This is a genomic window from Pseudomonas citronellolis (genome assembly GCF_029335315.1).
Taxonomy (GTDB): Bacteria; Pseudomonadota; Gammaproteobacteria; order Pseudomonadales; family Pseudomonadaceae; genus Pseudomonas; species Pseudomonas citronellolis_A.
Genome location: NZ_JARJLT010000111.1, coordinates 19,856 through 31,062, shown reverse-complemented (window position 1 = coordinate 31,062; position 11,207 = coordinate 19,856). Strand labels below are relative to the sequence as shown.

Genomic DNA, 11,207 nt, shown 5'->3' with positions numbered 1-11,207 from the left:
AGATGAAACCGCGTCGCAGGATGGAGACGTTCATGGTTGCCCTCGTTCGTGGTCTTTCAAGCAGGTTAGTAGGCCGGGCGACTATAGGGGGTCAATGGTTATGCAATAAAATAATAAATTATCAATCTAATATAACTTGTCTGAATTCACAGAAACGCCGGATAGGCGAACAGCGCCGGCGCGCCACCAGTGTGCAGGAACAGCAGTGGGCCGTCGGCGAAACGCCCGTTGGCCGCGCCGTCGAGCAAGCCGGCCATGGCCTTGCCGGTGTACACCGGGTCGAGCAGCAGGCCTTCGCTGGAGGCGAGCAGGCGCAACGCCTTCAGGGTGTCGGCGTTGGGTTCGCCATAGCGCGGGCCGAAGTAGCTGTCCCACAGATGCACGGCGAAGTGCGCCGCCAGGGGCCGGCCGAGCAGTTCCGCGGTGCGCTGCGCCAGTCCTTCGACCTTGGGCCGTTGCGCCGCCTCGCTGCGCGATACCGTGACACCGATCACCGGGGTTTCCGGCAACGCCTCGGCCAGCGCCAGGGCCAACCCGGCGTGGGTTCCGGCGCTGCCGGAGGCGAGCACCACGGCGGCGAAGCGGCGGCCGCTGGCGCGCACCTGTTCGGCCAGTTCCAGGCCGGCGCGCACATAGCCCAGGGCGCCGAGTGCATTGGAGCCGCCGATGGGCACCAGGTACGGTTTGCGGCCCTGGCCGCGCAGGCGCTCGCAGGCCTGTTCGAGCAGGGCATCGGCGTTGTCGAGGTTGGCGACCGCTTCGACCTGGGCGCCGAACAGGTCGAGCAACAGGCGGTTGCCATTGCCCAGGTAGTTGGCGTCGTCGGTGCCGAGCGGATTTTCCAGCAGGGCCAGGCAGCCCAGGCCCAGGCGCGCTGCGACCGCGGCGGTCTGGCGCACATGGTTGGACTGGATCGCCCCGGCGGTCACCAGTACGTCGGCACCGACCTTGAGCGCGTCGGCGGCAAGGAATTCCAGCTTGCGCACCTTGTTGCCGCCCATGGCCAGCGGAGTGACGTCGTCGCGCTTGACCAGGATTTCCCGGCCGAGCAGCGCCGAGAGGCGTTCCAGCTTGTCCAGCGGGGTGACGGGGCCCATCAGGTCGAGGCGCGGGAAGCGGGCGAGGGAGTCGTGCAGGGAGCTCATCGAGGCGCCTCGGGATGCTTGGTCGGTTCGCCAAGATAAATCGCGATGCCGTGAGCGGCAATTCGCTCGCGGGGCTTTTCTTTAGGGCGGCAGTCGACGAGAATTTCACGCCGACTGTTATAAGGTTACATTTTGTTTCCGCGCCGCCGTCCGCCGGCGCACCGTCACCGATGTACCGGCTGGCCCGTTCCGTGGCCGCCTCTGGAGTGTAGATGCGAGTCGACCTGGACACCGCGGGCGACGACCTGCATGCGCTGCCGCGCTTCCAGCAGGCCGCCGCGCATGCCCGGCGCCTGTTCGTCCTGGCCCTGGGCAGCGGTTTGCTGGCCGGGTTGTTGTTCCTGCTGGCGATCCTCATCGGGCTGTTCGCTGCCGCCTCGCCCTGGCTTCCACTGTTGTGCAACAACGCCGCTGCCTTGCTCCTGCTGGCCGCCGCCGCGCAGTCGGGCTGGCGTGTGGACGCCTGGCGTGCGCGGGCGCTGGGGGAGGGCGGGGCCATCGGGTCGGGCTGGTTGCGGCGCAATGCCGCCCCTGAAGAACCGGCGTCGCCCGAGGCGCTGAGCGCCTATGACCGTTTCCTCGATGGCATCGGCCGCGGCATTCGCTCGCTGCTGCGGCGCATTGGCCTCGGCGCGCTCTGGCTGGCCGGGCTGTCCTGCGCCGCGCTGCTGGTGATCCGCGCGGGCTGGAACCTGGCACTGCCCGGCGCCGATCTCGGTCAGGCCGCCTATATAGGCGCCGGCCTGTTGCTGCTCGGCGCCTTCGGCCTGCTGGTGCTAGAGCGCCATCTTGCCGCCAACACTGACGCGCAGTGGCCGGAGGCCGCCGGCCTGGCGCCGCTGCTGCGGATGGTCATCGCCGTGCAACTGCTGTCGCTGCCGGGGTTGTTGTTCGCCTCCGCCGACAACCTCTGGCCGGTGCGCCTGCTGGTACTGATCGGCCTGATTCCCGCCGCGGTGGCGCTGGAGCTGATCCTGCGCGCGATCTTCTCGGCGTTCCTGCCGCAGCGTGAGCGCGAGGAGCCGCGCCTGGTCGCCCGCAGCCTGCTGGCCGGGCAACTGCGCTGGCCGCCGCGCCCGCTGGAGTTCCTGCAGGACGAGCTGCAGCAGCGCTTCGGCATCGACCTGCGGCAGATCTGGGCGTTCTCCTTCATGCGCCGCGCCTTCCTGCCGGTGGCCGCGCTGGTGGCGCTGGTGGGCTGGCTGCTCAGCGGCGTCCATGAGATCGCCCTGGATGGACGGGGTGTCTACGAGCGTTTCGGCAAGCCCGAGGCGGTGCTCCAGCCGGGCCTGCATGTCGGCTTGCCGTGGCCGTTCGGACGGGTGATCGCGGTGGAGAACGGGGTGATCCACGAGTTGGCCACGTCCGGCGATTCCGCCGCCGCCGACCAGCCGAGCGCCGCCGAAGGCCCGGCGCCAGAGGGCGCCAATCGCCTGTGGGACGCCTCGCACCGCAGCGAGAAATCCCAGGTGATCGCCAGTTCCGCCGACGGCAAGCAGAGCTTCCAGGTGGTCAACATGGACGTGCGCTTCGTCTACCGCATCGGCCTGGACGACGCCGCGGCGCTGGCCGCCACCTACAACAGCGCCGACGTGCCGGCGCTGATCCGCAGCACGGCCAGCCGCGTGCTGGTCCACGACTTCGCCTCGCGCACCCTCGACAGTGTCCTCGGCGGTGAGCGCGAGGCCCTCGCGGTGGACATCGGCAAGGCGGTGCAGGCCGACCTCGACGGCTTGCACAGCGGCGTGGAAATCCTCGCCACCGTGGTCGAGGCGATCCACCCGCCGGCCGGCGCGGCGAATGCCTACCACGCCGTGCAGGCGGCGCAGATCACCGCCCAGGCGCTGATTTCCCGCGAGCGCGGCAAGGCCGCCGAGCAGACCAACGAAGCCCGCCTGGCCGCCAGCCAGGCAGTGGACAAGGCCAACGCCGACGCCCGCGAGACCCTCGCCGCGGCCCAGGCCGCCGACCTGCGCTTCGGCGCCGAGCGCAAGGCCTGGCAGGACGCTGGCCAGGCCTTCCTGCTGGAACAGTACCTGGCCCGCCTCGGGCAGGGCCTGGGCGGAGCCAGCGCGCTGATCGTCGACCACCGCCTGGGCGCCGCCGAAGCGCCGACCCTCGACCTGCGCGGCTTCCTCGCCGCGCCCTTCGACCCGGCGCGCAAGCCGGCCAAACAGGAGCTCGTCCCTTGAGTTCGTCGCACCCGCACGACCACGCCGGTCACCACGATCACGATCACGATCATGACCACGGCCACCACCACGAGCATGACCACGACCACGCCGCCACGCCGTTCCCCTGGCGGCGCGCCGGCCTGGCCGCGCTGCTGGTGCTGTTCGCCGCCGCCACCGCCAGCCTGGTGCAGGTGCGCTCCGGCGAGGCCACGGTGATCACCCGGTTCGGCAATCCGGCGCGGGTGCTGCTGCAGCCGGGCCTGGCCTGGCGCCTGCCGGTGCCTTTCGAGGCGGCGATCCCGGTGGACCTGCGCCTGCGCACCACCTCCAGCGGCCTGCAGGACGTCGGCACCCGCGACGGCCTGCGGATCATCGTCCAGGCCTACGTGGCCTGGCAGGTACAGCCCGACGCGGACAACGTGCAGCGCTTCATGCGTGCCGTGCAGAACCAGCCCGACGAGGCCGCGCGGCAGATCCGCACCTTCGTCGGCTCGGCGCTGGAAACCACCGCCAGCGGCTTCGACCTGGCCGACCTGGTGAACACCGACGGTTCCAAGGTGCGCATCGCCGACTTCGAGCAGCGCCTGCGCGCGCAGATCGAGAAGCAGCTGCTGGATACCTACGGCGTGCGCGTGCAGCAGGTCGGCATCGAGCGCCTGACGCTGCCCTCGGTGACCCTCGGCGCCACCGTCGATCGCATGCGCGCCGAGCGCGAGACCATCGCCACCGAGCGCACCGCCGAAGGCAAGCGCAAGGCCGCCGAGATTCGCTCCGCCGCCGAGCGCGACGCGCGCATCCTGCAGGCCGACGCCACGGTCAAGGCCGCCGACATCGAGGCGCAGTCCCGCGTCGAGGCGGCGCAGATCTACGCCAAGGCCTACGCCGGCTCGCCGGAGCTGTACAACCTGCTGCGCTCCCTGGACACCCTGGGCACCATCGTCAACTCCGGCACCCGCCTGGTCCTGCGCACCGACGCGGCGCCGTTCCGCGTGCTGGTCGACGGCCCGCCGCAACTGCCGGCGCCGAAGGCGGGCGCGCAGCATGAGTGAGCGCGAGCAGGGCGGCAGCCCCTGGCTGCAGGCCGGGCGCCTGGCGTTCATCGCGCTCTACGGCGTGACCCTGCTGGCCGCCGCCGGCTGGGCGCTGTCCAACGTGCGCCAGGTCGGCCCCGACAGCCGCGCCGTGGTGCTGCGCATGGGCGCCTTGCAGCGCATCGCCAACCCCGGCCTGCTGCTGGCCTGGCCGCGCCCCTTCGAGCAGGTGGTGATGCTGCCGGCCGCCGAACGGGTGATCGAGCGTCGGGTGGAAACCCTGTTGCGCTCGGCCCAGGCGCAGAAGGCCGACCTCGACGTCAGCCTGGCCAACGACGCCACCGCCGGCTCCGGCTACCTGCTGACCGGCGACGCCGGGGTGGTGCAGCTGGACGTGCGGGTGTTCTACAAGGTGGTCGACCCCTACGCCTTCGTGTTGCAGGGCGAACACGTGCTGCCGGCGCTCGATCGCCTGGTGGAGCGCAACGCCGTGACCGTGTGCGCCGCCCGCGACCTGGACACCATCCTGGTCGCCCGCCCCGAACTGGTCGGCAGCGACAGCGCCGTGGCCGAGCGCCGCGAACGCCTGCGCGGCGACCTGCAGCAGGGCGTCAACCAGAGCCTCGCCGCGCTGGCCGCCGCCGGCAGCGGGCTGGGCGTGCAGATCGAGCGGGTGGACGTGCAGTCGTCGCTGCCGCGCGATGCGGTCAGCGCCTTCAACGCCGTGCTCACCGCCAGCCAGATGGCCGAGCAGAACGTCGCCGCCGCGCAGAACGACGCGGCGCGGCAGACCCAGGCCGCCACCCAGGCCGCCGACCGCACCCTGCAGGTAGCCCACGCCCAGGCCGGCGAACGCCTGGCCAAGGCGCGCACCGACACCGCCACCATCGCCAGCCTGGCCGGCAGCCAGGACCCCGGCCTGGCGCTGCGGCTGTACCGCGAACGGGTCCCGGGCATCCTCGCCAGGGCCGGCTCGGTGACCACCGTCGACCCGCGCGACGCCGGCCACCTGATCCTCCAGGGGCCGCAGCCGTGAAGCAATGGGCGGACAGATGTCACACGGACGCGCTAGGCTCGCGGAGGGGCCGCAGGCCCGACATCACAACTCCGAGAACAATACATAGGGCGGGACACTCATGAACGCTGTCGCATTCCAGCACTCCTCCACGGCGCCGCGCGGGCTCGATCGCTGGCGCGGCCTGGGCGCGCGCCTGCTGGCCCTGGGCGCCTTGCTGCTGCTCTGCGCCGGCACCGCCGAGGCCGGCCGCGAGCTGCCCAGCGGGATGCTGGTGGGGGTGGTGGACAGCGCCAGCTTCCCGGTCATCACCCTCAAGCGGCCCAAGCCCAACCTGCTCAAGCAGGTGGTCAGCCTTGGCCTGTACCAGAAGACCGTGAGCTACCCGGTCGCCGTCTCGGTGCGCATCCGCAACGAGAACAACCTGTTCATCGTCAACGGCCTGATGCCGCAGCTGAAGGACAAGTTCGTCGCGCTCAAGACCGGCCTGAGCGGCCAGGTCAACCAGATCTGGGTGCTGACCGAGGCCGAAGCCAGCGAATACGTGAAGCGCCCGGACACCCGCTTCCCACCCCGGGCGACCATCCTCAAGGATGACCAGACCGCGTCGACCCAATGACCTGAGTTGCAGATGAGCGCACACCACCACCATCACGGCCATCACCACGGCCACAGCCACGGCCACCTGACCGGGGCCATGCTCAGCCGCGACGAGCAACGCGCCGCGGCGCGCCAGTTGAGCCTGGCCATGGTCGCCCTCGGCCTGCTGCTGCTCGGCCTGCTCTGGCGCTGGCTGGCGCCGCAGCAGGAAGGCGTGGCGCAGATGCTGCTGGGCGTCGCCTCGCTGCTGGTGGCGCTGCCGGTGCTGCGCTCGGCCGCTTCCAGCCTGCGCCATCCGAGCCTGCACGGCATCACCGACCAGTTGATCGCCCTGGCGATGCTCGGCGCCTGGGCCAGCGGCGACCTGCTGACCGCCGCGCTGCTGCCGATCATCATGATCTTCGGCCACGTGCTGGAGGAGCGCAGCGTGATCGGCTCGCAGGAGGCCATCGAGGCCCTCGGCCGGCTGACCCGCAGCCAGGCGCGGCGCCTGCGCGCCGACGGCGGCGTGGATGCGGTGGACAACGCGGAACTGCGCGCCGGCGACCAGGTGGAAGTGCGCGCCGGCGACCGCGTGCCGGCCGACGGCCGGGTGCTGGACGGCCAGGCCAGCCTGGACACCGCGCCGATCACCGGCGAATCGGTGCCGCTGGAAGCGCGCGCGGGGATGGAAGTCTACGGCGGCGCGATCAACCTCGACGGCCTGCTGCGCATCGAGGTGACCCGCACCGGCGAGGAATCCACCCTCGGCAAGGTGATCGCGCTGATGCAGCGCGCCGAGCGCTCCAAGCCGCCGATCACCCGCCTGCTGGAACGCTACGCCGGCGGCTACATGGTGCTGGTGCTGCTGATCGCCGCGGTCACCTGGTTCATCAGCAACGACGCCCAGGCGATGCTCGCCGTGCTGGTCGCCGCCTGTCCCTGCGCGCTGGTGCTGTCGGCGCCGGCCACGGCCATCGCCGGCATCGCCGTGGCGGCGCGCCATGGCATCCTGATCCGCAGCTCGGCGTTCCTCGAGGAACTGGCCGACCTGACCTCGGTGGTGGTCGACAAGACCGGCACCCTGACCCACGGCAGCCTGCGCCTGCAGGCGCTGCGCGGCGAGCCCGGCGAAGACCCGGCGGCCTTGCGCCGGCTGGCCGCCAGCCTCGGCGCGGCGAGCAGCCACCCGGTCAGCCGTGCCCTGGCGGCGCTGGCTGAGCACGACGCCTACCACCCGCTGGAAGACATCCGCGAACGCCAGGGCCTGGGCGTGATCGCCCATACCGCGCAGGGCGAAGCGGCCCTCGGGCGCCCCGAACTGTTCACCCAGCTGGGCATCGCCACCCCGGCGGTGCCCGAGCACGACGGCCCGATCGCCGGCCTGGCGCTGGACGGGCGTTTCCGCGCCTGGCTGCTGCTGGCCGACAGCCTGCGCCCGGAAGCGCCGCGGGCGATGGCCGAGCTGCGTGAGCTGGGCCTGGGCCGCCAGCTGCTGCTGACCGGCGACCGGCAGAGCGTCGCCGACGCCGTGGCCCGCGAGGTCGGCATCGGCGACGTCAGCGCCCAGGCGTTGCCGGAAGACAAGCTGCGCCGGGTGGGCGAGGAAATTCGCAAGGGCTTCCGCCCGCTGGTGGTCGGTGACGGCATCAACGACTCGCTGGCGCTCAAGGCCGGCGTGGTCGGCGTGGCCATGGGCGCCGGCGGCGCCGACATCGCCCTGGCCTCGGCCGACGTGGTGCTGATCGGCAGCGACCTGCGCCGCCTGGGCACCTGCGTGCGGCTCAGCCGCCAGTGCCGGCGCACCCTGCAGGTGAACGTGGCGATCGGCCTGGGCTGGACCCTGGCGATAGTCGCGGCCGCCGCCTTCGGCCTGCTCGGCGCCGCCGGGGCGATGATCGCCGCCGTGCTGCACAACCTCAGTACCCTGCTGGTGCTGGGCAACGCCGGGCGCCTGTTGCGCTTCGACGAGAGCCTGCTGCGTTTCGACGAGAGCCACGGCCAGGCGCGCCCGGATGAACCCATTGGGCCGCCGGTCGGCGCCTGAGGAGCAGCGGCCATGGCGTCTATCGGGTATCATGGGCGCCGTTTCCGTCTTCCTTTCCGGTCGAACCCATGACTTCCTCGCAACAACCGCCGCGCGACGACAGCGCGGCCACCCCGGACCAGGCGCCGTTGTCCCTGGCCGAACTGGCCAAGGCCGCCCTGGCCGCGCAGAAAGCCGCCGCCGCGAGCTACCAGCATCGCAAGGCCCACGACAAGGATGTGCGCCGGCCACCGGCGCCACGCGGGTCGCGCCGCTCGATGGGCAAACGCTGACAGATGAAGAGCCGACCCCTGGTCGGCTTTTTCTTTTGCCCTCGGAGCACAAGCCAATCAGGCTTGTCGAAGCAGGCCAGACTTCCTCAGAATGGCCGGCTTTGCAACAACGCCGGTCGACAGACAAGGAGAGGCAATGAAAGCGATTCATCTGCTGCTGGGCGCCAGCCTGCTGGTGCTGGGCGGCTGCAAGACCTTCGGTGGCCATTACGAACTGGACGCCGTGGACGGCAACGGCCACAAGCTCAACAAGAAGGCCTTCCTGGCCCAGGGCACGGGCATCTACACCGTGCGCAACGCGCTTTGCTCCAGCTACCCCAAGGCCACGGTGATCATCCGTGACGTCGATGCCGACCAGGAACTGGCCGGCGAAAGTCCCTACCACTGCAAGTGACCATGAAACGACTGCTGCTGATCGGCGTGGGCGCCGGCGACCCCGAGCAACTGACTATCCAGGCGATCAAGGCGCTGAACCGCGCCGACGTGTTCTTCCTGCTCGACAAGGGCGCGAGCAAGACCAAGCTGCTCGACCTGCGCCGCGACATCTGCGAGCGCTACGTCGAAGGTGGCGATTTCCGCGTGGTGGAAGCCGAGCTACCGGAGCGCGAGCGCGGCGTGGCCGACTACGCCGGCAGCGTGGTCGACCTCAACGCGGCCAAGCAGGCGCTGTTCGAGCGGCTGATCGACGAGCATGTCGCCGACGACGAGTGCGGCGCCTTCCTGGTCTGGGGCGACCCGGCGCTGTACGACAGCAGCATCCGCATCCTCGACGCGATCCTCGCCAGTGGCCGGCTGCGCTTCGACTACGAAGTGATCCCCGGCATCACCAGCGTGCAGGCCCTGGCCGCGCGCCACCGCATCGCCCTGAACCACATCGGCGGCGCGGTGCAGATCACCACCGGCCGCCGCCTGGCCCGCGACGGCATGCCGGCGGGCGTGCAGGACCTGGTGGTGATGCTCGACGCCCAGGACAGCTACACCGGCCTGCGCGGCCAGGACCTGGAAATCTTCTGGGGCGCCTACGTCGGCACTCCGGACGAACTGCTGATTGCCGGGCGCCTGGACGAGGTCGCCGAGCGCATCCGCGATACCCGCCTGAAGGCCCGCGAGGCCAATGGCTGGATCATGGACACCTACCTGCTGCGCAAGGCGGAAGACTGAGCCACATGGGGAACGCCCGGGACGAAGCCACTGGGCTCCCGCGTTCGCGGGAGTGACGGGTTCGGGGGTGGCTCGCTTCCCCTGCGTCGTCCCCGCGAGCGCGGGAATCCAGTGGCTCGGCCCTGGCGATGGGCGCAGGAGTGGGCTTTCCGGGCTGCGGGGCGTTCGATCGGCGGATAACGCTTCGCGCTATTTCGCCCTACGTGATGGCCGGTTGCGCGGGCGTCTAGCGCTCGAGCTTCTGCGCCTGGCCCTGCTGCAGCGTCCAGCCCACCACTTCGGCGGCGAGGCGGTCGCCGGCCTGGCCGAAGGCCTTGACCACCTCCGGCACCTGGGTGCCACCGGCCGGCTGGCGCACTTCGAAGCGGCGGCTGGCGACGATGCGCTGGCTGGCGTTGCGCACCAGCCGGGCTTCGAGGATCACCACCGCTTCCACGGCCTTGCCGCGGTACTCGCTCTGGAACGCGCGCAGGTCGCCGCCCAGCTCCAGGTCGGCCTGCAGGCTCACTTCGTCGCTGCTCAGGGCCTGGATGCGGCCGTCGGCGCGGAAGGCGTCGAGCAGCCGGTCGCGCAGCAGCGACGGGGCGGCGTCGGCCCAGCGCACACTCTTGTAGACACTGAGCATGTCGCCTTCGGACTGCACCGCGATGCGGTTGCCGTCCAGCACCTGGCTGGCCTTGGGCGCGTCGACCCGCAGCGACCAGTTCACCGCCGGGGTAGCGCGCGGCGGCTGCTGCGCGGCGGGCAGCAGGTAGATGTCCGGGGTCTCCGCCTTGGGCAGGATCGAGCAGGCCCCGAGCAGGGCGGCGAGGGCGCTGTAGCCGAGCAGGCGCAGGGGGGCCTTCATGGTTGGAACTCCTTGGTGCGGTTGCCGCCGAACAGGTAGTTGGTCGGGTTCTCCTCCAGGCGTCGGGTGACCCGCTGCAGGTTGTCCAGGGTGGCGCGCAGCTCGCGCACCGCCGGGCCTATCTCGCCCAGTCCGTTGAGGCCGCCGTTGACCGCGTCGTAGTTGCCGTCGATCAGGCGGTCGATCTTCTCGCTGCTGCGCTGCAGCGCGGCCAGGGTCTGCTGCACGCTGGCCATGGCGTCCTTGCCCTGGCTGCCGAGCATCTGGTTGGCGTTGCCCACCAGTTGGTTGGCGCTGGCCAGGGTTTGCCGCGCCTGCTGGCTGGCGGCGGCCAGTTCCTTGACGATGACGCGGATGTCGTCGCGCTGCTCGGCGATGGTCCCGGTGGCCTGGTCGATATGGTCGAGGGTGCGGCTGATGCGGTCGACGTTCTCCTGGGAGAACATGCGGTTGATGTTGTTGATCAGGTTGCTGACGTTGGTGGCGATGTCCTCGCCGTTGGCCAGCAGCTTGCTCAGTGGCGAGGGGATGGTCTTGATCACCGGCACCTTGCCGTCCTTGCCCACCAGCGGCGGGCTGTCCGGCGAGCCGTTGCTGAGCTGGATGATGGCGGTGCCGGTGACCCCGGTGATGGCCAGCTTGGCGCGGGTGTCCTGGCGGATCGGGGTCTGGTCGAAGACGCGGATGCGCGCCAGCACCTTGCGCGGGTCCTGCGGGTCGAGGCGCAGGCTGACCACGTCGCCGACCTTGATCCCGCTGTACTGCACGGTGCCGCCCTGGGACAGGCCGGTCACCGCCTCGGTGAAGATCACGTCGTAGAAGTTGTACTGCTGGTCGCTGCTGTTCTTCGCCAGCCACAGGCCGAAGAGCAGGCCGCCGATGGCCACCAGCACGGTGAACAGGCCGATGACCACGTGGTGGGCGCGGGTTTCCATT

11 protein-coding genes are annotated in these 11,207 nt (G+C 70.7%); 8 read left to right on the top strand and 3 right to left on the bottom strand.

All coding sequences use genetic code 11. From position 1 onward, the window contains the following. Positions 1-146: 146 nt before the first annotated feature. Positions 147-1,145 carry a D-cysteine desulfhydrase gene (locus P3W75_RS09530; RefSeq protein ID WP_276227125.1) on the bottom strand — a complete coding sequence of 333 codons (999 nt, stop codon included), beginning with the start codon at positions 1,143-1,145 and terminating at the stop codon, positions 147-149. Positions 1,146-1,357: 212 nt separating this feature from the next. Here P3W75_RS09530 and hflK (P3W75_RS09525) point away from each other — a divergent pair, with 212 nt between their 5' ends. From hflK (P3W75_RS09525) to cobF, 8 genes are all read left to right on the top strand, one after another. Further along, positions 1,358-3,337 carry a protease modulator HflK gene (hflK, locus tag P3W75_RS09525; RefSeq protein WP_276227124.1) on the top strand — a complete coding sequence of 660 codons (1,980 nt, stop codon included), beginning with the start codon at positions 1,358-1,360 and terminating at the stop codon, positions 3,335-3,337. Further along, a complete protein-coding gene (gene hflC / locus P3W75_RS09520) occupies positions 3,334-4,368 on the top strand; it encodes a protease modulator HflC (protein ID WP_276227123.1) in 1,035 nt (344 codons plus the stop codon). The genes hflK (P3W75_RS09525) and hflC overlap by 4 nt, the downstream gene beginning before the upstream one ends. Next, entirely contained in the window at positions 4,361-5,386 is a 1,026-nt protein-coding gene (hflK, locus tag P3W75_RS09515; RefSeq protein ID WP_276227122.1) for a protease modulator HflK, read from the top strand. Before hflC ends, hflK (P3W75_RS09515) begins: the two co-directional genes overlap by 8 nt. 100 nt (positions 5,387-5,486) lie before the next feature. Beyond that, positions 5,487-5,984, top strand: a complete 498-nt coding sequence (locus tag P3W75_RS09510; protein WP_276227121.1) for a hypothetical protein — start codon at positions 5,487-5,489, stop codon at positions 5,982-5,984. A gap of 12 nt (positions 5,985-5,996) precedes the next feature. After that, a complete protein-coding gene (locus P3W75_RS09505; RefSeq protein WP_430765355.1) occupies positions 5,997-7,991 on the top strand; it encodes a cation-translocating P-type ATPase in 1,995 nt (664 codons plus the stop codon). A 68-nt stretch (positions 7,992-8,059) separates the two neighbouring features. Further along, a complete protein-coding gene (locus tag P3W75_RS09500) occupies positions 8,060-8,263 on the top strand; it encodes a hypothetical protein (protein WP_276227120.1) in 204 nt (67 codons plus the stop codon). A 136-nt stretch (positions 8,264-8,399) separates the two neighbouring features. Beyond that, entirely contained in the window at positions 8,400-8,657 is a 258-nt protein-coding gene (locus P3W75_RS09495) for a hypothetical protein (RefSeq protein WP_276227119.1), read from the top strand. 2 nt (positions 8,658-8,659) lie between these two features. Further along, a complete protein-coding gene (cobF, locus tag P3W75_RS09490; RefSeq protein ID WP_276227118.1) occupies positions 8,660-9,424 on the top strand; it encodes a precorrin-6A synthase (deacetylating) in 765 nt (254 codons plus the stop codon). 226 nt (positions 9,425-9,650) lie between these two features. Here cobF and P3W75_RS09485 read toward each other — a convergent pair whose 3' ends face one another. Further along, positions 9,651-10,271: an ABC-type transport auxiliary lipoprotein family protein gene (locus P3W75_RS09485; RefSeq protein WP_276227117.1), complete on the bottom strand. Its 621-nt coding sequence runs from the start codon at positions 10,269-10,271 to the stop codon at positions 9,651-9,653. Continuing rightward, complete coding sequence (locus tag P3W75_RS09480; RefSeq protein ID WP_276227116.1) at positions 10,268-11,206, bottom strand: MlaD family protein; 939 nt, start codon at positions 11,204-11,206, stop codon at positions 10,268-10,270. The genes P3W75_RS09485 and P3W75_RS09480 overlap by 4 nt, the downstream gene beginning before the upstream one ends. Between the last annotated feature and the right edge of the window lies 1 nt (position 11,207).

Bases quoted from the DNA above. Each gene is read 5' to 3' on its own strand.
- hflK (WP_276227122.1), top strand. From the start codon at position 4,361: ATGAGTGAGCGCGAGCAGGGCGGCAGCCCCTGGCTGCAGGCCGGGCGC.
- P3W75_RS09485 (WP_276227117.1), bottom strand. From the start codon at position 10,271: ATGAAGGCCCCCCTGCGCCTGCTCGGCTACAGCGCCCTCGCCGCCCTG.
- P3W75_RS09495 (WP_276227119.1), top strand. From the start codon at position 8,400: ATGAAAGCGATTCATCTGCTGCTGGGCGCCAGCCTGCTGGTGCTGGGC.
- P3W75_RS09500 (WP_276227120.1), top strand. From the start codon at position 8,060: ATGACTTCCTCGCAACAACCGCCGCGCGACGACAGCGCGGCCACCCCG.
- P3W75_RS09510 (WP_276227121.1), top strand. From the start codon at position 5,487: ATGAACGCTGTCGCATTCCAGCACTCCTCCACGGCGCCGCGCGGGCTC.
- cobF (WP_276227118.1), top strand. From the start codon at position 8,660: ATGAAACGACTGCTGCTGATCGGCGTGGGCGCCGGCGACCCCGAGCAA.
- P3W75_RS09480 (WP_276227116.1), bottom strand. From the start codon at position 11,206: ATGGAAACCCGCGCCCACCACGTGGTCATCGGCCTGTTCACCGTGCTG.
- P3W75_RS09505 (WP_430765355.1), top strand. From the start codon at position 5,997: ATGAGCGCACACCACCACCATCACGGCCATCACCACGGCCACAGCCAC.
- hflK (WP_276227124.1), top strand. From the start codon at position 1,358: ATGCGAGTCGACCTGGACACCGCGGGCGACGACCTGCATGCGCTGCCG.
- P3W75_RS09530 (WP_276227125.1), bottom strand. From the start codon at position 1,145: ATGAGCTCCCTGCACGACTCCCTCGCCCGCTTCCCGCGCCTCGACCTG.